This is a genomic window from Methylobacterium sp. HMF5984 (assembly GCF_045033435.1).
Lineage (GTDB): Bacteria > Pseudomonadota > Alphaproteobacteria > Rhizobiales > Beijerinckiaceae > Methylobacterium.
Map to the genome: position 1 here is coordinate 4953274 of NZ_JBJFLN010000001.1, position 21790 is coordinate 4975063.

Consider the following 21790-nt stretch of genomic DNA (forward strand, 5'->3'; position numbering starts at 1 on the left):
TCGGTTCAACGCCCGCGGGCTCCGCTCAGCGCCGGGGGGCGACGATCACGCCCGGGGTGGGTTGGGGTGCCTGCATCTGCTGGCTGCGCTGGATCTCCATGCGCGTGGTGTTGTTCTGCGAGGTGAGGTTCTGCTGCAGCGCCCGGGACTCGCCCTGGCGGGCGAAGGACTCGTTGGCGGCGTCGGGGTTGCCCTGCCGGACCTGCGCGAGGGCGGGCGTGGCGGCGAGGGCGGCGATGATGGCGATCGGCACGATGCGCATCGGGCGCTCCTGTGTGGGGGATGTCTGTCGATGATGTGAGCAAGCGGCCGGCCTGCTTCAAGTTCCCTCCCGGCGGCCGCGCGGGGCGGCGACATTGCGTCCGGGCCTCGGGCTCCGGGCCTCGGCGATCGCGCCTCAGCGTCGAGGCCTCGGCGTCCGGGTCTCGACGCCGTTCGCGTTTTGGTCCAGGGATTGCCCATGCCGAACTCTTCGCATGCGACGCCGCCTTCCGACGCGGAGCGTGGCTCCAGCTCCATCGCCGCCCGCGCCATGGGGGCCTTGCGCCCGAGCGCGTCCTCCTATCTCGACGGCCTGAACGACGAGCAGCGCCGCGCCGTCGAGGCGACGGAGGGCCCCGTCCTGGTGCTGGCCGGCGCCGGCACCGGCAAGACGCGGGTGCTGACGACCCGCATCGCCCACCTGATCACGACCGGCCGGGCGCGGCCGTTCGACATCCTGTCGGTGACCTTCACCAACAAGGCCGCGCGGGAGATGAAGCACCGCATCGGCACGCTGATCGGGCCGGCCGGCGAGGGCATGCCCTGGCTCGGCACCTTCCACGCCATCGGCACCAAGATCCTGCGCCGCCACGCCGAGCTGGTGGGCTTGAAATCCGACTTCACGATCCTCGGCACCGACGACCAGCTGCGCCTGATGAAGCAGGTGCTGAAGGACCAGAACATCGACGAGAAGCGCTGGCCGGCACGCGCGCTCGGCCACGTCATCGACGGCTGGAAGAACCGCGGCCTCGGCCCGGACCAGATCCCGGCCGGCGAGGCGCAGGCCTTCGCCTTCGGCAAGGGCGGCGACCTCTACACCGCCTACCAGGCCCGGCTCGTCACGCTCAACGCGGTCGATTTCGGCGACCTGCTGCTGCTCTGCCTCAAGCTGTGGCGCGAGAATCCGGACGTGCTGGCCAACTACCAGGACCGGTTCCGCTACATCCTCGTCGACGAGTACCAGGACACCAACGTCGCCCAGTACCTCTGGCTCAGGCTGCTCGGGCAGGTGCGCAAGAACATCGCCTGCGTCGGCGACGACGACCAGTCGATCTACGGCTGGCGCGGGGCCGAGGTCGACAACATCTTGCGCTTCGAGCACGATTTTCCCGGTGCCGTGGTGGTCCGCCTCGAGCGCAACTACCGCTCGACGGGCCACATCCTGGCCGCCGCCTCGGGCCTGATCGCCAAGAACCAGGGCCGGCTCGGCAAGACCCTGCGCACGGAGGACGAGCTCGGCGAGCCCGTCACCGTGTCGGGCGCGTGGGATTCGGAAGAAGAGGCGCGGCTCCTGGCGGAATCGATCGAGGCGCTCCAGGCCAAGCAGCACCCGCTCTCCGAGATCGCGGTGCTGGTGCGGATCTCGGCGCAGATGCGCGAGATCGAGGACCGCTTCGTCCAGCTCGGCCTGCCCTACCGGGTGATCGGCGGCCCGCGCTTCTACGAGCGCGCCGAGATCCGCGACGCGCTGGCCTACCTGCGCGCGACCAACAACCCGTCCGACGACCTCGCCTTCGAGCGGATCGTCAACACCCCCAAGCGCGGCCTGGGCGACGCGACGCTGCAGCAGCTCCACCTCTACGCCCGCGCCGAGCAGGTCCCGCTGCTCCACGCCGCGCGAAAGCTCTGCGAGACCGACGAGCTCAAGCCCCGCGTGCGCTCGACGCTGCGCGCGCTCACCGAGAGCTTCTCGCGGTGGGCGCGGCTCGTCGAGAGCAACCCGCATTCCGAGGTGGCGCAGACCATCCTCGAGGAATCCGGCTACACCGAGATGTGGCAGAAGGAGAAGTCGGCCGACGCCGCCGGGCGGCTGGAGAACCTCAAGGAGTTCGTCCGCTCGATGGAGGAGTTCCCCGACATGGGCGCCTTCCTCGAGCACGTCTCGCTGGTGATGGAGGCCTCTGAGGCCGAGGGCGCCGAGCGCGTCTCGCTGATGACCCTGCACGCGGCCAAGGGGCTGGAATTCGACACGGTGTTCCTGCCCGGCTGGGAGGATGGCCTCTTCCCGAACCAGCGCGCCCTCGACGAGAGCGGCCGCGCGGGCCTCGAGGAGGAGCGTCGCCTCGCCCATGTCGGGCTGACGCGGGCCCGCAAGCGCGCGAAGCTGTCCTTTGCCGTCAACCGCCGCATCCACGGCCTGTGGTCCTCGACCATCCCGTCGCGCTTCATCGACGAGCTGCCGGAATCGGCGGTCGACGTGATCGAGGCGCCGGCCCACTTCTCCGCCGGCGCCTCGCGCTTCGACCGCAATCCGCAGCCCTTCGGCTCGAGCTACGGCACGCCGGGCTGGCAGCGGGCGCAGGCCAATACCGGGCAGCAGAACAACTTCGGCAAGGGCGCGGCGCACACCACCGCCCGCGGCTTCGGCGCCTCGCCCGGCGGCGGGCGCGGCGGCCCGCGCCAGATCGAGGGCGAGCTGATCGCCAAATCCACCGGCACGCCCTCGGCCTTCGAGGCCGGGATGCGGGTTCTGCACACCAAGTTCGGCCCCGGCGACGTGGCCGCCGTCGACGGCAACAAGCTCACCGTTGACTTCGACAAGGCCGGTCGCAAGATGGTGCTCGACAGCTTCCTGCAGCCGGCCTGAGGCCGCTCGCGGACGAGCGTGACGTCGGGCGCAGGACACGACCTTGGGCGGACCGGACACGGCCCCATCCCCCGACCGTCCCGGCGCACCATCCGCCGTCGTCCGAGCCATTTCAGCAACACCTGCCGGGCCCCGTCATGCGGCCGTCGCATCGCCCGACTCTATGGTGCGCGCGTTGCATGCTCCGGCAACGACCAGGCGGGCCGCGCAGCGGCTCGTCTTGTCCACAAGCTTCGTGTCGAGGGCCGGAACCGGCTCGACGCAGCGTCATTGCTTCCGAGAGGAGAGATAAGCCCACGATACGAAGGTTAGAGCGAAGAGCGGTTTCTGGTTAGCAAGTCCTTTTGGTTGGCAAATCCCACGCGGAGTGTTGATCGATGAAAAGACGGCGCGCACGACTCGAGCTGGTGGAAGACCGCACGGTCCGGCTGCACAGGACCCGCTTCGACGAGGAACGAAACCTAGGCCCGATCCAGCCGCTGACCGACCGGCAGGCCGAATACCTCGACGCGCTCGCCCTGAACCCGCAGGTCATCGTGCTCGGCCCGGCCGGCACCGGCAAGACCTACATCGCCGGCACACGCGCCGCCGACCTGCTGCGCCAGCGCCGGATCGCCAAGGTGATCATCACCCGCCCGAACGTTCCCGGCGGCCGTTCGCTCGGCTTCTTTCCCGGCACGCTGGAGGAGAAGATCGCGCCCTGGGTCGCTCCCCTCACCGAGGCGATGAAGGAACGGATGGGCGCCGCCGCCTTCGAGATCGCCTTGAAGGCCGGCGACATCGAGATCGTGCCGTTCGAGGTGATGCGCGGGCGCACCTTCAAGGACTGCCTCGTGATCCTCGACGAGGCGCAGAACACGACCACCGCCGAGATCAAGATGTTCCTCACCCGCATCGGCGACGCCTGCCAGGTGATCATCAACGGCGACGTCTCGCAGACCGACCTGCGCGAGACCTCGGGGCTGCGCACCGTCATCCACCTGATCAAGAGCCGGATGATGCCGATCCCCGTGGTCGAGTTCACCCGCGACGACATCGTCCGCTCCGGAATTTGCGCGGAGTGGGTGAAGGCTTTCGAGGAAACGAATCTGTAAGTTGCGAGTTACCAGCGGCGGGTCGAAGCGGAGACCCGCCGCGCTTCACCGGCGCGACGTCCTTCTCTCATCTCCCGGACCCGGGAGATGACATGGGTGCCGCGGCCCGACGACAAGAAACAGGATTATCTCCGTGAGGAAACTGACCTTCGCCGTTGCCGTTCTGGCCTCGCTCGGCGCCGCCGCCATCACCGCCCCCGCCTCCGCCGCCCCGGGCGCCCCGATGGGCGTGACCGCCCCCGACGCGATCGAGCATGTCCAGATGCACCGCATGGAGCGTCGCATGATGCATCGCCGGATGGAGCGTCGCATGATGCGCCGGCACATGGAGCACCGCATGATGCGCCGCCACATGATGCGCCGCATGTGATCTGACCGACCCTGATCGGTCGGCGACGGGGTCCTTCGGGGCCCCGTTTTCTTTTGTGGCAGCCCGCGCCGCCGCGCGCCGGCGGATTGCCCCGGACTCCGCGGATTCCTATGTCGAGGCGCAGGCCGGGTTGCGGCTGCGAGCTTTCGGAGACCACATGCCCCCCTCCAACCGCCTGTTCGACGACTTCGCCCGCCTGATGACGGATGCCGCGGGCGCCGCGCAGGGGGTGCGCCGCGAGGCCGAGACCGTGATCCGCGCCCAGGCCGAGCGGCTGATCCGCGACATGGACATCGCCTCCCGCGAGGAGCTCGACGTGCTGCGCGACATGGTCGCCACCCTGCGCGCGCAGAACGAGGCGCTGACCGCGCGGGTCGCGGCGCTCGAGGCCGATGCGGCGCCGGCCGCGGCCGCTGCGTCCACCGCCGGAGCGAGCGAGGCGATCTGATCCGACGCGCGGGCGACCGGCGCGAATCGGTCTCGGCGGGGCGGCGGGCTTGTACACAGGAAGCGCGCGCGAACGATCCATTTCCTGTTCACCGGCCGGGCGAAGCGCTTTGTGTCGCGAGTCCGCGCCGGTTTATAGTCGGTGACGTACTGATTCGCCTTAGCCCGCCGAAGACCGGGAGCCGCCAAGTCGTCATCGCGCGATATTCCGTCCCATCGGGACAAGTGATTTCGCGTCGTGACATGGTTCCGAACTTTGGTTATTTATCGTTCACCATGCCGCGGCGCCGGAATACGGCGGCGTCATCTCGGATCGTCATGCCACAGCTTCACGTCGACATCGAAGGCTACGATCGGATCGAGCACCCGCTCGATGTCGTGGAGCGTCTTGCCGCGCTCCGCGACTGGATCTTCGATCGCGCCGAGACGGACGAGATGTCCGTCGTGGTGGCCGGGCGCTGGACCGAATACCAGGTCGCGTTCACCTGGATCGAGGACGTCGAGGCCCTGCACGTCGCCTGCGCCTTCGACCTCAAGGTGCCGGATCGCCGCCGCACCGAGGTGCAGCGCCTGATCGCGCTGATCAACGAGCAGCTCTGGATCGGGCATTTCGACCTGTGGTCGAGCGACGACGTGGTGATGTTCCGCCATTCGCTCCTGCTCGCCGGCGGCTCGGTGCCGACGCATCCGCAATGCGCGATGCTGCTGAAGTCGGCGGTGGAGGCATGCGAGCGCTACTACCAGGCCTTCCAGTTCGTGCTCTGGGCCGGCAAGTCCGCCCGCGAGGCGCTGGACGCGGTCCTGTTCGAGACCGAGGGCGAGGCCTGAGGCCCGCCATGGCCGCTCCTCCCGCGGCGGGCGCCCTGCCCGCCTCCCTCACCCTCGTCGGGGCGGGCAAGATGGGCGGGGCGATGCTCGAAGGCTGGCTCGCGGCCGGCCTCGACCCGAAGCGCACGACGATCGTCGAGGCCGATCCGTCCGATGCGCTGCGCGCGCTCTGCACCGCCCGCGGCCTCGCCCTCAACCCGGCCACGGTCGCGCCCGCCGCCGTCCTCGTCCTCGCGATCAAGCCGCAAGGGTTCGCCGACGCCGCGCCCGGCCTCGACCGGATGATCGGCCCGGGCACCGTCGTCATGTCGATCCTGGCCGGCAAGACCGTGGCCGACATCGAAGGCCGCCTGCCGAGCGCCCGGGCGATCGTGCGCGCAATGCCGAACCTGCCCGCCAGCATCGGCCGCGGGGCCACCGGCGCCGTCGCGAACGCGGCGGTGACCGCGGGCCAGCGTGCCGCCGTCGCGGCTCTGCTCGGCGCCAACGGGCTCGTCGAATGGGTCGGCTCGGAAGCCGAGATCGATGCGGTCACCGCCCTGTCGGGCTCGGGGCCGGCCTACGTCTTCCTGATGGTCGAGGCGATGACGGAGGCCGGGATCGCCGCCGGGCTCGATCCGCAGGTCGCCGCGCGGCTTGCCCGGGCCACGATCTCCGGCGCCGGCGCCCTCCTCGACGCGAGCGACCTGCCCGCATCGGAATTGCGCCGCAACGTCACCTCGCCGGGCGGCACCACCGCCGCCGCCCTCGACGTGCTGATGCGCGACGACGCGCTTGGCCCCCTGATGCGGGAGGCCGTCGCGGCGGCCAAACGGCGGGCGGGCGAGCTGGCGGGCTGAGGCTCGACGCCATAGGGCATGCGGGGCTCCTCCATCCCACTCCCTCATCCTGAGGCGCCCGCGCCAGCGGGCCTCGACGGAGCCCTCCGGGAATCGCGCGCAAGCTGGAAGCCTCCTTCGAGGCCTCCGCTTCGCTACGGCACCTCAGGATGAGGATGGTGGACGGGATCGGCTGAAGGCTCGATCCTTCGGCCTCACCGGTCCAAGCTCGCAGGAACCAGCGCCACCCGATCGAGCCCCTTGGCCAGCACCGATCCGCCGGGCGGGGCGTCGTGGAGTTCGCGCCAGTTCACCCCGGCGCCGTCCGGCAGGACGACTTCGCCGTCGAGGCGCATCGGGGCGCCCGCCTCGATCGCGGCGAGGCTGTCGAGGAGGCGGTGCGTCACGGTGGCCGGCCAGAGCAGGTCGAGGTCCGAGGTCGTTGAGAGGTAGGCGAGGCCGGTCAGGCTTTGCCACAGCAGGCCGCCGAACACCTGCGGGACGACGCCGTATTCGGCGGCCAGCGCCAGCACCGCGTCGACGGCGAGGTGCCAGGCCGGCGGCGCGGATGGGCGCGCGGCGGCGAGGGTCACCGGAGGGGACGGCGTCGCGTCGGCCCACGGCACCGCGAGGCCGATGCGGCGCTTGCCGGCGGCCGGCGGCAGGGGCAGCCCGGCGGGCAGATGGTCGCCCTCGTCCGGATGACGGCGCCGCACGATCACCGGCCAGCCGTTGGCGGCCCAGGCCGCGACATGCGGCACGCCGTCGAGGTCGGAGCGCCCGGCGAGCAGCCGGTCCCAGGCCTCGGGCGCCACCACGAACAGGTCGTGGCGGCGAAGCGTCGTCACGCGCGCGCCGCGTCGACCACCCGCGCGGCGATGTCGTGGGCGACGGGACGACCGCCGCGATCCTTGCCGAGGGCGTCGCGGGCGTCGTGCGAGGGCGGCTCGCCGATCAGGGCCGCGATCTGCGGCCCGAGGGGCTTGGCGGGATCGAGCACCGCCTGCACCGCGCCGGCCTGGACCATGTTGTCGAGGCCGGGCGCGAAGACGGGGGTGGATTTCGCCATCGCCTCGAGCTTCTCCAGCGGCAGCTTGGTGACGCGGGCGACGGAGGGCAGGTCCATCACGCTCGGGTTGGCCCCGGGCAGCGCCACCAGAACCCGGGTGGCGAGGGCGGTGGCGATGAAGGCGCCGGCGGCCGAGTGGCCGTAGATCAGGCCGATCGTCGGGTGGCCCTGCGCATCCGCCAGCAGCAGCGCCTTGGCGAGGTGGGCCAGGCACTCGTTCAGCCCCAGAAGCTCGTCGCGCCGGCTCATGCGCTGGCTGTCGGAATCGACGAGCACGAGGATCGGCGTGGCGCCGCCGGCCCGCACCGTCGCCAGCACGGCGGCCGAAAGGGCCAGCGCGCCCTCGATCCCGAGCGGCGTGTCGCCGTCGACGCCGACCACCGCGAGGTCGCGGCCGTCCAGCGGCCCGCGGCCGGTGATCAGACCGTCGGCGACGGCGACCGCGTGGCCGTCGGGGAAGAGCGAGGCCAGGATCTCAGCGAGCGTCATGTGTCGTCCCCTCGAGCCCGGCGACGAGGCCGTCGAAGTCGGCCGCCGACAGGGCCGGCACGCCGGCCGGGTCGTTGACGCCGAGGCGCGCCCAGATCTCGGTGGCGTCGCGGCAATCGCCGAAGCGCGCGATGCGGTCTTCGAGCCGCGCCTGCTCCGCTTCGAGCGTCGCGAGGTCGAAGGCCGGCGCCCGGCCGATCAGGTCGAGGGCGGCGGCGCGAAACGCCTCCACGGTGTCGTCGCAGAACCGGTCGGCGCCGCCGGCGAGGCGCCGGTGCTTGCCGCCCATGGTGCGCCAGACCAGGGCGCGGTCCTTCGAGTCGAATTCCTCGGCGCCCTGGTTGGTCTCGATCACCTCCGGGCCGGAGACCGAGATGCGCCCGCCCTCCGAGACCGCGAGGCGCGAGCAGGTTCCGGCGATTAGGCCGCCGCCGCCGAAGCAGCCGGCGCGGCCGCCGACGAGCCCGACCACCGGGATGCCGGCGCGGCGCAGATCGGCGATGGCGCGCATGGTCTCGGCGATGGCGGTCTCGCCCGCATTGGCCTCCTGCAGGCGGACGCCGCCGGTGTCGAACAGGATCAGCACGGCCTCCGGCGTCTCGGTGACCGCGGCGCGTAAAAGCCCGACGAGCTTGGCGCCGTGCACCTCGCCGAAGGCGCCGCCCATGAAGCGGCCCTCCTGGGCGGCGAGGTAGACCGTGCGGCCGTCGAGCCTGCCCCGGCCGACGACGATGCCGTCGTCGAAGGCGCGGGGCAGGTCGAACAGCGGCAGGTGGGGGCTCATCGCCCGCTGCTCCGGGCCGACGAACTCTTCGAAACTCTCCGCGTCGACGAGCGCGGCGACGCGCTGCCGGGCGCTGGCCTCGTACCAGCTCAAGCTCATCGGCCGGTCTCCATCAGGCGCGCGCCCTGGAGCAGGCGCAGCGACACGGTGTCGGGCCGGGCGCCCCCGTCGTTGATCGCGATGCGCAGGCCGCCGGGCTGGGCCCGCGCCACGAAGTCGGCCGCCACCGCCTCCCAGACGTCGCCGTAGCCGACCACCGGCGTCGCGATCTCGATGGTGCATTGGTCCGGCGGCAGCACGCGCTCCAGCAGCACCTCGAGGTTGCCGGATGCGACGACGCCGGTGATCGCCTGCGGCTTGGTGCCGGCGAGCGGTCCTTTCGTGGTGTGGCGGAAGGTCATCGTTTCCATGTGACATCGTCCTCCTGCGCCCAATGCCATCCGGCGGGATCGCGGGTCCCCTCTCCCGAACGCGAGAGGGGGTCGCGTACCGCGTTCCGCGCCTGCTCCGTCAGCCCGATCATCTCACCAGTTCCGGAACCGGGCCGGCGGCTCGTACAGGCCGCCCGACCAGTGCACGAGGTCCTTGATCGACTTCGCCGCGAGCAGGCTGCGGTCGGCGTCGAGCGGCTCGATCCCGAGATCCTCCGGGCGGCGGACGATGCCCCGGGCGCGCAGGTGCTCGACCTTGGCCTTGTCGCGGCCGCGCCCGACCTCGGTGTAGCCGGCCACGCCGCGGATCGCCTGCTCGCGCTCGTCCGCGTTGCGGCAGAGCAGGAGGTTGGCAATGCCCTCCTCGGTGACGATGTGGGTGACGTCGTCGGCGTAGACCATCACCGGCGCGAGCTCGAGGCCGATCGTCCGGGCGAGCTCGAGGGCGTCGAGGTGCTCGACGAAGGCGGGCACGAGCCCGTCGCCGAAGGTCTCGACGAGCTGCACCACGAGCTTGCGCCCGCGCATCAGCGCCGGGTCGCCGGTCTGCTGCGCCTCGCGCCCGGCCTTCATCCAGGTGTCGGACGGGTGGCGGCGGCCGTGCGGGTCCGAGCCCATGTTCGGCGCGCCGCCGAAGCCCGCGACGCGGTTCGTCGTCACGGTCGAGGAGTGGCCCATGAGGTCGATCTGCAGGGTCGAGCCGATGAACAGGTCGCAGGCGTAGAGCCCCGCCGTCTGGCAGAAGGCGCGGTTCGAGCGCAGCGAGCCGTCGGCGCCGGTGAAGAAGATGTCCGGCCGCGCGGCGATGTAGCGGTCCATGCCGACTTCCGAGCCGAAGCAGTGCACCTGCTCGACCCAGCCCGCCTCGATCGCCGGGATCAGCGTCGGGTGCGGGTTCAGCGCCCAGTTGGTGGCGATCCGGCCCTTCAGCCCGAGCCGCTCGCCATAGGTCGGCAGCAGCAGCTCGATCGCCGCGGTGCCGAAGCCGATGCCGTGGTTGAGCCGGCGGATGCCGTACTCGGCGTAGATTCCCTTGATGGCCATCATCGCCATCAGGATCTGCGTCTCGGTGACGGCGGCCGGGTCGCGGGTGAACAGCGGCTCGACGTAGAACGGCGTGTCGGCCTCGACCACGAAGTCGATCCGGTCGCCGGGGATGTCGACCCGCGGCACCGTCTCGACGATCTGGTTCACCTGCGCGATCACCACGCCGTTCTTGAACGCGGTGGCCTCGACCACCGTCGGCGTGTCCTCGGTGTTGGGGCCGGTATAGAGGTTGCCGGCCCGGTCGGCCGAGACGCCGGCGATCAGCGCGACGTTCGGCGTGAGGTCGATGAAGTAGCGCGCGAACAGCTCGAGGTAGGTGTGCACCGCCCCGAGCTCGATCTGCCCGCCGTAGAGCATCTTGGCGATGCGGGCGCCCTGCGGGCCGGAATACGAGTAGTCGAGGCGCTTGGCGATGCCGGTCTCGAACACGTCGAGATGCTCCGGCAGCACGATGCCGGACTGGACCATGTGCAGGCCGTGCACCTTGTCCGGGTCGCAGGCGCTCAGCCCGCGCGCCAGGCAGTCGGCCTGCTTCTGGTTGTCGCCTTCGAGGCAGACCCGGTCGCCCGGGCGCAGGACGGCTTCGAGCAGGTCGACCACGTCGGCGGCCGCGACGACCTTGCCGTCGGCGTGGGCGCGGCCGGCCGCGATCCGCGCATCCCGCGCCGTCCTCTGCCTGCGCCAGTCCGTCATCCCGATCCCCAAACCGTCGATCCGCCCGCACGCTGTCGGCATGCGATCGCGGATCAGACACAGCAATTTGTATGCGAGTGATCCGTTCGATCACATGATCGTATACCAGCTTGCCGATCTGTCAATATTTTGCATACTCAGTGGCAACGAAGACGAATCACGAAATCGGGACGGATACGCCGGATGCCCCGTGCCATTGCGCCTCCTCGACCATCGCCCGGCCCGATCGGGAGTGCCCCGCACTGGAGGCTGCGGCCATGATCATCGCCGGCGTCGCGCTGCTCGCCGCCTGCACGCTGATCGGCGTGTATCTCGGCGATCTCCTCGGGATCGCACTCGGCGTGAAGGCCAATGTCGGCGGGGTCGGCATCGCCATGATCCTGCTGATCGCCGCCCGCGTCTGGCTGATGCGCCACGGCCGCTTGAGCAAGAACGTCAAGTTCGGCGTCGAGTTCTGGGGCGGCATGTACATTCCCATCGTCGTCGCGATGGCCGCCCAGCAGAACGTCGTCGCCGCGGTGAGCGGTGGCCCGATCGTGATCATCGCCGCCTTCGGCTCCCTGGCGATCTGCTTCGCCGCGGTGGCGCTGCTCAGCCGCATCGGCGGCCGCGACCCGGGCGGTCCGGAGGTCGAGCACGGCGGCGCCGTCATCGGCGGCGAACCCGAGGCAGCGCGGGCCGACGCCGCGGCGATCCCGGCGGGGCGGACGCGATGAGCGGCCTGTGGCACGGCCTTGAGCACGTCTTCGTCGAGCAGAGCCTGGTTGCGGCCTTCGCCGTCGTCGGGGCGCTGATCCTGGTCTCGAACGTCGCCGCGCGGCGGCTCACCAACGGGCGGGTGCACGGCTCGGCCATCGCCATCGTGCTCGGCCTGGTGCTCGCCTATTTCGGCGGCGTGCTCACCGGCGGCAAGAAGGGCCTGGCCGACATCCCGGCGCTGGCCGGGATCGGGCTGATGGGCGGGGCCATGCTGCGCGATTTCGCCATCGTCGCCACCGCCTTCGAGGTCGACGTGATCGAGGCGCGCCGGGCCGGCCTCGTCGGCGTGCTGGCGCTGGCGCTCGGCACGCTGCTGCCCTTCCTCGTCGGCACGCTGACCGCGGTCGCCTTCGGCTACCACGACGCGGTCTCGATCACGACGATCGGCGCGGGCGCGATCACCTACATCGTCGGCCCGGTCACCGGCGCGGCGCTCGGCGCCGACTCGACGGTGATGGCGCTCTCGATCGCCACCGGCGTGACCAAGGCGGTGGGCGTGATGGTCGGCACGCCCCTCGTCGCCAAGCTGATCGGCCTCGACAACCCGCGCTCGGCCATGGCCTATGGCGGGCTGATGGGCACGGTCAGCGGGGTGGCCGGCGGCCTGGCCGCCACCGATCCCAAGCTCGTGCCCTACGGCGCGCTGACCGCGACCTTCCACACCGGCATCGGCTGCCTCGTCGGCCCGTCGGTGCTGTTCCTGACGGTGCGGGCGATCGTCGGCTGAGACCGGCTTCGCGGGGCGGGAGAGCCATGGACGCGGGCCACGAGACCGAGGAGCGGGCGCTGATCTCCGATCGCATCCGCGACGCGCTCACGGATGCGATCGCGGCGGGCGAGCTCGCCGCCGGCACGACCCTGGACGAGCAGACGCTGGCCGACCGCTTCGGCGCCTCGCGCACCCCCGTGCGGGAGGCCCTGCGCCAGCTCGCCTTCGGCGGCCTCGTGGAGCAGCGCCCGCGCCGCGGCATGGTCGTCGCTCGGATGACGCCCGAGCGGATCATGGACATGTTCGAGGCCACCGCCGAGATCGAGGCTTTGTGCGTGCGGCTCGCCACCCACCGCATGCGCCCGCTCGAGCTTAGCGCCCTGATGGAGCTGCACCGGCGCTCGGGCGCGGCGGTCGAGGGCGGCGACTTCGACGCCTACGACGGCCTGAACCGCCAGTTCCACGAGGGGCTCTACGCGGCCACCCACAACGGGTTCCTGGCCGAGCAGGCGCTGGCGATCCGCACCCGGCTCTCGGCCTTCCGCCGCACGCAGCTGCGCCAGGGCGACCGCATCCGCCGCTCCCACGCCGAGCACGGCGCGATCCTGGCCGCGATCGCCGAGGGCGACGGCGAGGCGGCGGCACGGCGCATGCGGGCGCACATGCTCAACGCGGCCGGGGCGCTCGGGCGCTACATCGCCGAGCATCACGCCGACTGATCCTCCCGGAGCGCAAAGGCGCGCCCGCCCGGCTCAGCCGGGCGGCGGCCCGTCGATCATCCGGCGGAGGTGGTCCAGAAGCTCCCGACGCTGCCCGGGCTGATCGAGGGTGGCCCACAGGCGCAGCAGGGTGAGGCTCTCGGCGATCCGATCCCCTTCGTCGAGCGTGGCGAAGAACGCCGTCGTCGGAATGCCGAGCGCCGCCGCCAGCTCGTCGAGCACCGAGTTGCGCGGGCGCGCCGTCCCCTCGTCCGTCGCCACGTCGTCCCCCCTCGGTGCCCCGTTCCGCCCCCATGAGCGAGCCGTCCGCCGTCGCCCGAGCCGCCGCAGCTTCGGTGGAAACCGGCCGAAGCGGCAAGGGGCGGCAGCAGCCGCCTCGCCCGGCCCGGCTCAGCCCTCCTTGAAGCCGTATTCCGGCACGCCGTCCTCGCTGCCGTAATACTTGTACGGCAGGAACTTGCCGGACATGCCGAGCTTCACGCGGTCGCCCTTGTTGTTGGCCTCGCGCTCCATGGTCATGTTGAAGTCGATCGCCGACATGATGCCGTCGCCGAACTCCTCCTGGATCAGTTCCTTGAAGGTGGTGCCGTAGACCATCACCAGCTCGTAGAAGCGGTAGATCAGCGGATCGGTCGGCGGCATCGACGGGATCGAGCCGCGATAGGGCGCCTCGTTGAGCATCCGCTCCTCGGATTCGGTGAGCCCGAACAGCGCGGCGGCCTTGGCGGCCTGCGCCTTCGGCAGCTTCATCTGGCCCATGCAGGCGGCGGTGATCAGGATCGGCGAGAGGCCGCCGATCTCGTCCTGGATGTACTTCCATGTCCAGCCCTTGTCGCGCTTGATGTCTAGGAGCTTCTCGGTGAGGTCTTCGCGCTTCATGGTCGGCACTCCGGCAGGTTGTGAGATCGGTCGCGCCCCGCCGCGTGGTCTGCCGGCGGGGCGCGCTCGAGCGAGGCTTGCGCAAGCGATGTGCCAGCTGGGTCGTTGCGAAGAACCGCCGCGGGAACAGCGACTTGGCCTAATGATCATCAGCTACGAGATCTCGTGCCCGACGAGATCTCGTGGTATGACCACGAAGTCTCGTAGCGAGACGGGTGCGTCGGGTCCGACATGATCGAGGATTTCGGGCCGGTCTTCGAGCAGCACCGGGAGGCGATGCTGGTGCTGGAGCCCGAGGCCGACCGGATCGTCGACGCCAACCCGGCCGCGGCGCGCCTGCTCGGCTACGACCGCGCGGCGCTCCGCAGGATCACGGCGAGCGCGCTGCATCCGGGCCAGCGGCCCGCGCTGGTGGTGTTCACGCAGGGCGCCTTCGCCAAGGGGCAATGGTGGTCGCGGACGCTGGAGCCGCGCCACGCGGACGGCCGCGGGCTGCGCCTCGAATACGCCGCGAGCCCGCTCGCGGGCGACCCGCCGCGGCTTCTCCTGACGCTCTCCGATCTCGAGGCGCGCCGTCGGCGGGCGGTCGACGGGCAGGCCGACGACCACATGCGCGCCGGCATCGCCGAGTGGCAGCGGATGGAGCGCATCTTCCGCGACATCGAGCGCGGGAACCAGCTGATCCTGCGGGCCGCTGGCGAGGGCATCTACGGCGTCAACGCCGATGGGGCGACCACCTTCGTCAACCCGGCCGCCGAGCGCATGCTCGGCTGGCGGGCCGCCGACCTCGTCGGCAAGGACATGCACGCCACCGTGCACCACACCCGCTCCGACGGCGCGCATTACCCGCACCGCGACTGCCCGATCTACGCGGCCTTCCGCGACGGCGCGGTGCGCCAGGTCGACGACGAGGTGTTCTGGCGGCGCGACGGCACCGCGTTCCCGGTCGCGTACACCTCGACGCCGATCCGGGATCGCGGGCGTCTGCTCGGCGCCGTCATCGTGTTCCGCGACATCAGCCAACGGCGCGAGGCCGAGGAACGGCTGCGCAGCGCGCTCGCCGAGGTCGATTCCCTGCGCGAGCGGCTGGAGCTGGAGAACGCCTACCTGAAGGAGGAAATCCGGCTGGAGCGCCACCACCAGGGCATCATCGGCCGTTCCCCCGCCATCGCGGCGACGTTGCGCCAGATCGACCTCGTGGCCGGCACCGACGCCACCGTGCTGATCACCGGCGAGTCCGGCACCGGCAAGGAGCTGATCGCCCGCGCGATCCACGAGGCCAGCCGACGGCGCGACCGGCCGATGATCCGCGTGAACTGCGCCGCGGTGCCGCGCGAGCTGTTCGAGAGCGAGTTCTTCGGCCATGCCCGCGGCGCGTTCACCGGTGCGCTGCGCGATCGCGTCGGGCGCTTTGAGCTCGCCGACGGCGGCACGCTGTTCCTCGACGAGGTCGGCGAGATCCCGCTCGATCTCCAGGGCAAGCTGCTGCGGGTGCTGCAGGAGCGCTCGTTCGAGCGCGTCGGCGAGGAGCGTACGCGCGCCGTCGACATCCGCCTCGTCGCCGCCACCAACCGCGACCTGCGGGAGGAGGTGCGCCGCGGCCGGTTCCGCGAGGACCTGTACTTCCGCCTCAACGTCTTCCCGCTGGCCGCGAGCCCGCTCCGCGAGCGCCCCGAGGACATCGCGCCGATCGCCCAGCACGTCCTGACGGGGGCCGCACGCCGCCTGAACATCCCCGAGCCGCGGCTGACCGAGGGCGACGTGCGCCGGCTTGCCTGCTACGCCTGGCCCGGCAACGTGCGCGAGCTGGAGAACGTGATCGAGCGCGCCGCCATCCTCGCCGTCCGCGGCCGCCTGCGCTTCGACCTGCCCGAATCCGAACGGTTCGAAGCCGAACGGCCCGATCCCGCGGGCCCCGTCAACGCGACGCCGCCGGCGCTTCCCGCCGACCGGCCGCCGACGGAGGCCGACCGCCGCGCCCGCGACCGCGCCGAGATCGCCGCCGCCCTTTCGCTCACCGGCGGCAAGGTGTTCGGCCCCGGCGGCGCCGCCGAGCTCATGGGGCTGCGCCCGACGACGTTGGCCTCGCGCATCAAGGCGATGGGGATCGAGAAGACCCGTTAACCGCCGGGCAACCGCGCGGGCGTCCAGTGACCGGCTCGCGCGCTCGACGCGGGCGCGCTCCGCGAGGAAGACCCGATGCCGACTTCCGCTGCCGCGTCGGGCTCCGTCCTTCCCGCGATGCCGGGCGATGCCGCCCTCCTTGCCGCCGCCCGCGCCTGGGGCCTCAGCCTCGCGGCCGAGCGGCGGATGTCCGCCAACACGGTGGAGGCCTACGAGCGCGACCTGCGCCAGTTCCTCGCCCATCTCGACGCCCGCACCGGCACGCCGACGATCCCCGCGATCGTCGCGCTGAAGCCGCGCGACGTCCGCGCCTTCATGGCCGCGCGGCGGGCCGACGAGGTCGGCGGCCGCTCGCTGATGCGGGCCCTGGCCGGCCTGCGCTCCTTCGCCAAGCACCTCGAGCGCGAGGGCCACGGCACCGTGGCGGCGCTCGGCGCCGTGCGCTCGCCCAAGGTGGAGCGGCGCCTGCCGCGTCCGCTGCCCGTGGCGGCCGCCCGCGCCCTCACCGACGTGTCGCTGCGCGCCGACGAGGACCGCGACCCCTGGATCCTGCTGCGCGATGCGGCGGTGCTCGCGCTGCTGTACGGCGCGGGCCTGCGCATCTCGGAGGCGCTGGGGCTGGCGCGGCGCGATGCCCCGGTGCCCGGCATCGACGCGGTGACGGTGCTGGGCAAGGGCGCGAAGCAGCGGATGGTCCCGGTGCTGCCGGTGGTGGCCGAGGCGGTCGCCGCCTACCTCGCCGCCTGCCCGCACCCGCTGCCGCCGGAGGGCCCGCTCTTCGTCGGCGCCCGCGGCGGCCCGCTCTCGCCGCGGATCATCCAGTACGTCGTCGCCCGCGCCCGCGGCGCCCTCGGGCTGCCCGACAGCGCCACGCCGCACGCCCTGCGGCACTCCTTCGCGACGCATCTCCTGGCGCGGCAGGGCGAGCTGCGCGCGATCCAGGAGCTGCTCGGCCACGCCTCGCTCTCGACGACGCAGCTCTACACCAAGGTCGACGCGGCCCGCCTGATGAGCGCCTTCGACGCCACCCATCCGCGCGCCGGCCGTGCCGTGCCGACGGGGGCGTGACACGCGACGTGCATTGAGATGACACGTTGACACACTAGACAGAGCAAATAGCCGGTTCGGCCAGCCATTAAGCTTGCCGAGAGATTTGAGCGCTATTTCTCTTGTCATAGGATCGGACTGGACAGGAACCATGGCGGGCGAACACGCCGATATCGGAAGCGCGGTCCGGCCCCCGCAAGCCGGCACCGTCCTCATCGCCGATCGCGACGCGGGACGCCGGGCCGAACTCGCCACGGTGGTATCGCACTTCGATCCCAGGGCCGTGATCGTGCAAACGGCCTCGGGCGAGGCGCTGATCGATCTCGCCCTCGCGCACAAGCCGGCCCTGGCCTTCGTCGGCCTCCAGCTCGAAGGCGTGAGCGGCCCGGAGGCGGTGGCGGTGGCGCGCAAGCGCGGCGCCACTCTGCCCTGCCTCGTGCTGATCGCCGCCCGCGTCTTCGCCCAGTGGCAGGAACTCGCGGTCTCGCTCGGCGCCTACGAGGTGCTGAAGGTGCCCCTCGACACCGCCCACATCGAGAGCCTGCTGCACGCCGACACCCGGCGCCGGCAGCCGACGCGCATCCTGCTCGCCTCCTCGTCGGACGCGGCGCGCGCGGCGATCGGGCGGGTGCTGGCGCGCAGCGGCTTCGCCCTCGAGATCGACGAGACGGATTGCGGCCGGCACGCTCTGAAGCTCCTAAAGACCGACGCCTACCCGCTCGCCTTCGTCGACGTGAAGCTCAACGGGACCGACGGCCTCGAGCTCGCCTGCCAGGTTCAGACCCTGAACCTGACGACGCGCCTCACGATGCTGACCAGCGGCGATCCCGAGCCGATCGCCCAGGCCGCCCGCTACTTCGGCGCCACCTTCGTCCTGAAGATGCCGTTCCACGCCCGCGACATCGACCTCACGCTCCACCACGCGCTCGGTCTGCGGCGGCCGTACCTGCTGAACGCGATCACCGCGCCGCCGGCCCCGACCGCCCTCCTGCGCATCGCCGCCCTCGCCCCGGCCCGCCGCTCGGCCTGAGCGACGGGCGCGGCCGCGTCCTCAGACGTGGATCGCGCGCTTCCCGACCGCGAGCGCGGCTTCCTTCACCGCTTCCGTCAAGGTCGGGTGGGCGTGGCAGGTGCGGGCGATGTCCTCGGCCGACGCCCCGAACTCCATCGCCACCGCCACCTCGGCGATGAGGTTGCCGGCATCGGCGCCGACGATGTGGACGCCGAGCACCCGGTCGCTCGCGGCGTCGGCCAGCACCTTCACGAAGCCCTCGGTGGTGCCGTTGGCCTTGGCCCGCCCGTTGGCGGTGAAGGGGAACTTGCCCGCGTTGTAGGCGATGCCGTCCTTCTTCAGCTCCTCCTCGGTCTTCCCGACCGAGGCGACCTCCGGATAGGTGTAGACCACGTTCGGGATCACCGCGTAGTTCACGTGGCCGGACTGGCCGGCCAGGATCTCGGCCACCGCAACGCCCTCGTCCTCGGCCTTGTGCGCGAGCATCGGCCCGGCGATCACGTCGCCGATCGCGTAGATGCCGGTGACGTTGGTGGCGTAGTGGCTGTCGGTCTGGATCCGGCCCTTGTTGTCGAGCCCGACGCCGACGCCCTCGAGGCCGAGCCCCTCGGTGTAGGGCACCCGCCCGATCGCCACGAGCACCACGTCGGCCTGAAGCGTCTCGGATTCGCCGCCCGCCGCCGGCTCGACGGTGACGGTCGCGCCGCCCGCGCCGGTCGCCACGCCGGTGACCTTGGTCGAGAGCTTGAAGGCGATGCCCTGCTTGGACATGATCCGCTGGAACTGCTTGCCGACCTCGCCGTCCATCCCCGGCAGCACCCGGTCGAGATACTCGACCACGGTGACCTCGGCCCCGAGCCGGCGCCAGACCGAGCCGAGCTCGAGGCCGATCACGCCCGCGCCGATCACCAGGAGCTTCTTCGGCACCGCCGCGAGCTCGAGCGCGCCAGTGGAGGAGACCACGGTCTTCTCGTCGATCTCGACGCCGGGCAGGCGCGTCACGTCCGAGCCGGTGGCGATGACGATGTTCTTGGTCTCCAGCATCTGGTTTCCGCCGTCCTCCGACGTGACCTCGACGCGGCCGGCGCCGGCGATCCTGCCGGTGCCGCGGATGGTGTCGACCTTGTTCTTCTTCAGCAGGAACTCGACGCCCTTGGTGTTGCCGTCGACGCCGCTCTGCTTGAACCCCTGCATCTTGGCGAGATCGAGCTTCGGCGTGCCGACCTCGATGCCGAGATCGGGAAAGTGCTTGGTCGCCTCCTCGAACGCCTCGGAGGCGTGCAGCAGCGCCTTCGACGGGATGCAGCCGACGTTCAGGCAGGTGCCGCCATGGGTCGCGCGCTTCTCGACGACGGCGGTGCGCAGGCCCAGCTGCGCGGCGCGGATGGCGCAGACATAGCCGCCGGGGCCGGTGCCGATGACGACGAGATCGTAGGTGCTCATGGTTCTGTTCGTTCCTGCATGCGCGTGCGGCGACCGCCGTGGCGGGTCGCCGCCGGATTCATTCGTTGCCGGGGATCACCGACCGCCCGAGACGTCGAGGATGGCGCCGGTGGTGTAGGCCGCCTCGTCGGAGAGCAGCCAGAGCACCGGGGCGGCGACTTCGTCGGCGGTGCCGGCGCGCCTCATCGGCACGCCCGGCCCCATCGCCGCCACCTTGTCGGGCGTGCCGCCGCTGGCATGGATCTCGGTGTCGATGATGCCGGGCGCCACGGCGTTCACCCGGATGCCGGCATCGGCCACCTCGCGGGCGAGGCCGATCGTGAAGCTGTCGATCGCTCCCTTCGAGGCGGCGTAGTCGACGAACTGCCCGGCCCCGCCGAGGCGCGCCGCGATCGACGAGACGTTGACGACGGCCCCGCCCCGGCCGCCCTGCTTCGTCGACATCCGCCGCACCGCCTCGCGGGCGCAGAGGAAGCTGCCAACGACGTTGGTCGCCATCATCCGGTGGAGCCGGGCGGCGCTCATCTCGGACACGGGCGCGGAGAGATCGACCACCCCGGCATTGTTGACCAGCGCCGTGACGGTGCCGAGACGGTCGGCCGCCGCGAACAGGGCGATCACGTCGGCCTCCTCCGCCACGTCGCAGCGCACCGCGACGGCCTGGCCACCCTCGGCTTCGATCGCCGCGACCACCGTCGCAGCCGCGGCCGCGTCGGAGACGTAGCTCAGGCAGACGCGATAGCCGCGCCGCGCCGCGAGCAGGGATACCGCACGGCCGATGCCGCGGCCGCCGCCGGTGACGACCGCGACGGCATCGGGGGTGAGCATCGCGCCGGCCTTACAGATCCAGGACGAGCCGCGCCGGATCCTCCAGCGCCTCCTTCACCCGCACCAGGAAGGTCACGGCCTCCTTCCCGTCGACGATGCGGTGATCGTAGGAGAGGGCGAGATACATCATCGGCCGCGCCTCGATCTTGCCGTTGCGGACCACCGGGCGCTCCTCGATGCGGTGCATCCCGAGGATGCCCGATTGCGGCGCGTTGAGGATCGGGGTCGACATCAGCGAGCCGTAGATGCCGCCGTTGGTGATGGTGAAGGTGCCGCCCTGCATCTCGTCGATCGAGAGCTTGCCGTCCCGGGCCTTGCGGCCGAAGCCCGAGATCGTCTTCTCGATGCCGGCGATTGAGAGGTCGTCGGCGTTGCGCACCACCGGCACGACGAGACCCTTGTCGGTCCCGACGGCGATGCCGATGTGATAGTAGTTCTTGTAGACGAGATCCTGCCCGTCGATCTCGGCGTTGACCGCCGGCACGTCCTTGAGCGCCCCGATCACCGCCTTGGTGAAGAAGCCCATGAAGCCGAGCTTCGTGCCGTGCTTCTTCTCGAAGATGTCCTTGTACTGCGCGCGCAGCGCCATCACCGCGCCCATGTCCACGTCGTTGAACGTGGTGAGCATCGCGGCGGTGTCCTGCGCGTCCTTGAGGCGGCGAGCGATGGTCTGGCGCAGCTTGGTCATCCGCACCCGCTCCTCGCGGGCGGCGTCGTCCGGCTTCGAGGCCGGGCGCGGCGGCGTCGGGCGCGCCTCCTTGGCCGGGGCGGGAGCCGCCTGCGCGGGCCCCTTCGCGATCGCGCCGAGCATGTCGCCCTTGGTCACGCGGCCGTCCTTGCCGCTGCCGTTGACGCTCGACGGGTCGATGCCCGATTCCCGCGACAGCTTGCCGACCGCCGGGCCGTTGTCGTCGGAGGGGCGGGCGGCCGGGGGCGCCGCGTCGCCGTGGTTGCCGTAGCCGGCGGCCGATTCCTTGGCCGGGGCCTCCTCGACCGCCTTGGCGTCGGGGGCGGACGCCTTCGGCGCCTCGCTGCGGCTCTCGGACTTGGCCTCGGCCTCCTTCTTCGGCGCGGCCTCCTTGGGCGCGGGCTTGGCGCCGCCGCCGCTCGCCTCGACGATCGAGCCGAGCAGCGCGCCCGGCTCCACCGTCTCGCCGTCCTTGACCAGGATCTCGCCGAGCTCGCCGGCGGCGGGGGCGTTGACCTCGAGGGTCACCTTGTCGGTCTCGAGCTCGACCAGGGGCTCGTCGGCCGCGACCGTGTCGCCCGGCTTCTTGAACCAGCGGCCGATGGTGGCCTCGCTGACGGATTCGCCGAGCGTCGGGACGAGGATGTCGGTTGCCATTGTGTCA

General features: G+C 71.5%; 23 protein-coding genes. 12 read left to right on the forward strand and 11 right to left on the reverse strand.

From position 1 onward, the window contains the following. Positions 1-25: 25 nt before the first annotated feature. The gene (locus tag ACFZ8E_RS24050) at positions 26-262 is read right to left on the reverse strand and encodes a hypothetical protein (RefSeq protein WP_147843467.1); all 237 of its coding nucleotides are present in this window, start codon (positions 260-262) and stop codon (positions 26-28) included. A gap of 198 nt (positions 263-460) precedes the next feature. On the opposite strand from ACFZ8E_RS24050, the gene ACFZ8E_RS24055 reads away from it, so the two are divergent. From ACFZ8E_RS24055 to proC, 6 genes are all read left to right on the forward strand, one after another. Continuing rightward, positions 461-2848: an ATP-dependent helicase gene (locus tag ACFZ8E_RS24055; protein WP_147843468.1), complete on the forward strand. Its 2388-nt coding sequence runs from the start codon at positions 461-463 to the stop codon at positions 2846-2848. A 377-nt stretch (positions 2849-3225) separates the two neighbouring features. Beyond that, positions 3226-3942 (forward strand): PhoH family protein, encoded by a 717-nt coding sequence (locus tag ACFZ8E_RS24060; RefSeq protein ID WP_147726528.1) that lies wholly within the window; start codon positions 3226-3228, stop codon positions 3940-3942. Positions 3943-4075: 133 nt separating this feature from the next. Continuing rightward, positions 4076-4312, forward strand: coding sequence for a hypothetical protein (locus ACFZ8E_RS24065; RefSeq protein WP_147726526.1), 237 nt, complete (start codon positions 4076-4078; stop codon positions 4310-4312). A 157-nt stretch (positions 4313-4469) separates the two neighbouring features. Then, a complete protein-coding gene (locus ACFZ8E_RS24070) occupies positions 4470-4760 on the forward strand; it encodes an accessory factor UbiK family protein (protein ID WP_147726524.1) in 291 nt (96 codons plus the stop codon). A gap of 317 nt (positions 4761-5077) precedes the next feature. Further along, complete coding sequence (locus ACFZ8E_RS24075) at positions 5078-5587, forward strand: YbjN domain-containing protein (protein WP_147726522.1); 510 nt, start codon at positions 5078-5080, stop codon at positions 5585-5587. Positions 5588-5595: 8 nt separating this feature from the next. Next, entirely contained in the window at positions 5596-6426 is an 831-nt protein-coding gene (gene proC, locus ACFZ8E_RS24080) for a pyrroline-5-carboxylate reductase (protein ID WP_405044004.1), read from the forward strand. Positions 6427-6620: 194 nt separating this feature from the next. Here the strand turns inward: proC and mdcG are convergent, their stop codons facing one another. From mdcG to mdcA, 5 genes are all read right to left on the reverse strand, one after another. After that, positions 6621-7253, reverse strand: coding sequence for a malonate decarboxylase holo-[acyl-carrier-protein] synthase (gene mdcG / locus ACFZ8E_RS24085; RefSeq protein ID WP_405044005.1), 633 nt, complete (start codon positions 7251-7253; stop codon positions 6621-6623). Further along, positions 7250-7963 (reverse strand): biotin-independent malonate decarboxylase subunit gamma, encoded by a 714-nt coding sequence (mdcE, locus tag ACFZ8E_RS24090; protein ID WP_243950879.1) that lies wholly within the window; start codon positions 7961-7963, stop codon positions 7250-7252. The genes mdcG and mdcE overlap by 4 nt, the downstream gene beginning before the upstream one ends. Then, positions 7950-8846 (reverse strand): biotin-independent malonate decarboxylase subunit beta, encoded by an 897-nt coding sequence (locus ACFZ8E_RS24095; RefSeq protein WP_405044006.1) that lies wholly within the window; start codon positions 8844-8846, stop codon positions 7950-7952. Before ACFZ8E_RS24095 ends, mdcE begins: the two co-directional genes overlap by 14 nt. Beyond that, the gene (gene mdcC / locus ACFZ8E_RS24100) at positions 8843-9157 is read right to left on the reverse strand and encodes a malonate decarboxylase acyl carrier protein (RefSeq protein ID WP_147726513.1); all 315 of its coding nucleotides are present in this window, start codon (positions 9155-9157) and stop codon (positions 8843-8845) included. Before mdcC ends, ACFZ8E_RS24095 begins: the two co-directional genes overlap by 4 nt. A 114-nt stretch (positions 9158-9271) precedes the next feature. After that, positions 9272-10918, reverse strand: a complete 1647-nt coding sequence (mdcA, locus tag ACFZ8E_RS24105) for a malonate decarboxylase subunit alpha (RefSeq protein ID WP_243933594.1) — start codon at positions 10916-10918, stop codon at positions 9272-9274. Positions 10919-11175: 257 nt separating this feature from the next. On the opposite strand from mdcA, the gene madL reads away from it, so the two are divergent. From madL to ACFZ8E_RS24120, 3 genes are read left to right on the forward strand one after another with little or no spacing between them, the layout of a single operon-like run. Next, positions 11176-11634 carry a malonate transporter subunit MadL gene (gene madL, locus ACFZ8E_RS24110; protein WP_243932730.1) on the forward strand — a complete coding sequence of 153 codons (459 nt, stop codon included), beginning with the start codon at positions 11176-11178 and terminating at the stop codon, positions 11632-11634. A gap of 5 nt (positions 11635-11639) precedes the next feature. Continuing rightward, positions 11640-12404, forward strand: a complete 765-nt coding sequence (madM, locus tag ACFZ8E_RS24115) for a malonate transporter subunit MadM (protein WP_147726535.1) — start codon at positions 11640-11642, stop codon at positions 12402-12404. Positions 12405-12430: 26 nt separating this feature from the next. Next, positions 12431-13105: a GntR family transcriptional regulator gene (locus tag ACFZ8E_RS24120; RefSeq protein WP_405044007.1), complete on the forward strand. Its 675-nt coding sequence runs from the start codon at positions 12431-12433 to the stop codon at positions 13103-13105. Positions 13106-13138: 33 nt separating this feature from the next. Here ACFZ8E_RS24120 and ACFZ8E_RS24125 read toward each other — a convergent pair whose 3' ends face one another. Then, positions 13139-13366, reverse strand: a complete 228-nt coding sequence (locus tag ACFZ8E_RS24125) for a hypothetical protein (protein WP_147844030.1) — start codon at positions 13364-13366, stop codon at positions 13139-13141. A gap of 129 nt (positions 13367-13495) precedes the next feature. Continuing rightward, a complete protein-coding gene (gene cynS / locus ACFZ8E_RS24130; RefSeq protein ID WP_147844587.1) occupies positions 13496-13984 on the reverse strand; it encodes a cyanase in 489 nt (162 codons plus the stop codon). Positions 13985-14215: 231 nt separating this feature from the next. Here cynS and ACFZ8E_RS24135 point away from each other — a divergent pair, with 231 nt between their 5' ends. From ACFZ8E_RS24135 to ACFZ8E_RS24145, 3 genes are all read left to right on the forward strand, one after another. Continuing rightward, a complete protein-coding gene (locus ACFZ8E_RS24135) occupies positions 14216-16108 on the forward strand; it encodes a sigma 54-interacting transcriptional regulator (RefSeq protein WP_405044008.1) in 1893 nt (630 codons plus the stop codon). Between the two features lie 117 nt (positions 16109-16225). Continuing rightward, on the forward strand, positions 16226-17176 hold the full coding sequence (locus tag ACFZ8E_RS24140; RefSeq protein WP_243989217.1) for a tyrosine recombinase XerC: 951 nt from the start codon (positions 16226-16228) through the stop codon (positions 17174-17176). A gap of 130 nt (positions 17177-17306) precedes the next feature. Next, positions 17307-18185 carry a response regulator gene (locus ACFZ8E_RS24145; protein WP_243933599.1) on the forward strand — a complete coding sequence of 293 codons (879 nt, stop codon included), beginning with the start codon at positions 17307-17309 and terminating at the stop codon, positions 18183-18185. 21 nt (positions 18186-18206) lie between these two features. Here the strand turns inward: ACFZ8E_RS24145 and lpdA are convergent, their stop codons facing one another. The 3 genes from lpdA to odhB form a co-directional block, all read right to left on the reverse strand. After that, positions 18207-19610 carry a dihydrolipoyl dehydrogenase gene (gene lpdA / locus ACFZ8E_RS24150; RefSeq protein ID WP_147728742.1) on the reverse strand — a complete coding sequence of 468 codons (1404 nt, stop codon included), beginning with the start codon at positions 19608-19610 and terminating at the stop codon, positions 18207-18209. 75 nt (positions 19611-19685) lie between these two features. Continuing rightward, complete coding sequence (locus ACFZ8E_RS24155) at positions 19686-20438, reverse strand: SDR family oxidoreductase (RefSeq protein WP_243950886.1); 753 nt, start codon at positions 20436-20438, stop codon at positions 19686-19688. A gap of 10 nt (positions 20439-20448) precedes the next feature. Further along, positions 20449-21783, reverse strand: coding sequence for a 2-oxoglutarate dehydrogenase complex dihydrolipoyllysine-residue succinyltransferase (gene odhB / locus ACFZ8E_RS24160; protein WP_147842858.1), 1335 nt, complete (start codon positions 21781-21783; stop codon positions 20449-20451). Positions 21784-21790 lie beyond the last annotated feature (7 nt).

What these genes read in the sequence shown, in the direction of transcription:
- ACFZ8E_RS24050 (WP_147843467.1), bottom strand. Translation starts at nt 262, where the DNA reads ATGCGCATCGTGCCGATCGCCATCATCGCCGCCCTCGCCGCCACGCCC.
- ACFZ8E_RS24055 (WP_147843468.1), top strand. Translation starts at nt 461, where the DNA reads ATGCCGAACTCTTCGCATGCGACGCCGCCTTCCGACGCGGAGCGTGGC.
- ACFZ8E_RS24060 (WP_147726528.1), top strand. Translation starts at nt 3,226, where the DNA reads ATGAAAAGACGGCGCGCACGACTCGAGCTGGTGGAAGACCGCACGGTC.
- ACFZ8E_RS24070 (WP_147726524.1), top strand. Translation starts at nt 4,470, where the DNA reads ATGCCCCCCTCCAACCGCCTGTTCGACGACTTCGCCCGCCTGATGACG.
- ACFZ8E_RS24075 (WP_147726522.1), top strand. Translation starts at nt 5,078, where the DNA reads ATGCCACAGCTTCACGTCGACATCGAAGGCTACGATCGGATCGAGCAC.
- proC (WP_405044004.1), top strand. Translation starts at nt 5,596, where the DNA reads ATGGCCGCTCCTCCCGCGGCGGGCGCCCTGCCCGCCTCCCTCACCCTC.
- mdcE (WP_243950879.1), bottom strand. Translation starts at nt 7,963, where the DNA reads ATGACGCTCGCTGAGATCCTGGCCTCGCTCTTCCCCGACGGCCACGCG.
- ACFZ8E_RS24095 (WP_405044006.1), bottom strand. Translation starts at nt 8,846, where the DNA reads ATGAGCTTGAGCTGGTACGAGGCCAGCGCCCGGCAGCGCGTCGCCGCG.
- mdcC (WP_147726513.1), bottom strand. Translation starts at nt 9,157, where the DNA reads ATGGAAACGATGACCTTCCGCCACACCACGAAAGGACCGCTCGCCGGC.
- mdcA (WP_243933594.1), bottom strand. Translation starts at nt 10,918, where the DNA reads ATGACGGACTGGCGCAGGCAGAGGACGGCGCGGGATGCGCGGATCGCG.
- madL (WP_243932730.1), top strand. Translation starts at nt 11,176, where the DNA reads ATGATCATCGCCGGCGTCGCGCTGCTCGCCGCCTGCACGCTGATCGGC.
- ACFZ8E_RS24120 (WP_405044007.1), top strand. Translation starts at nt 12,431, where the DNA reads ATGGACGCGGGCCACGAGACCGAGGAGCGGGCGCTGATCTCCGATCGC.
- cynS (WP_147844587.1), bottom strand. Translation starts at nt 13,984, where the DNA reads ATGAAGCGCGAAGACCTCACCGAGAAGCTCCTAGACATCAAGCGCGAC.
- ACFZ8E_RS24135 (WP_405044008.1), top strand. Translation starts at nt 14,216, where the DNA reads ATGATCGAGGATTTCGGGCCGGTCTTCGAGCAGCACCGGGAGGCGATG.
- ACFZ8E_RS24140 (WP_243989217.1), top strand. Translation starts at nt 16,226, where the DNA reads ATGCCGGGCGATGCCGCCCTCCTTGCCGCCGCCCGCGCCTGGGGCCTC.
- ACFZ8E_RS24145 (WP_243933599.1), top strand. Translation starts at nt 17,307, where the DNA reads ATGGCGGGCGAACACGCCGATATCGGAAGCGCGGTCCGGCCCCCGCAA.
- lpdA (WP_147728742.1), bottom strand. Translation starts at nt 19,610, where the DNA reads ATGAGCACCTACGATCTCGTCGTCATCGGCACCGGCCCCGGCGGCTAT.
- ACFZ8E_RS24155 (WP_243950886.1), bottom strand. Translation starts at nt 20,438, where the DNA reads ATGCTCACCCCCGATGCCGTCGCGGTCGTCACCGGCGGCGGCCGCGGC.
- odhB (WP_147842858.1), bottom strand. Translation starts at nt 21,783, where the DNA reads ATGGCAACCGACATCCTCGTCCCGACGCTCGGCGAATCCGTCAGCGAG.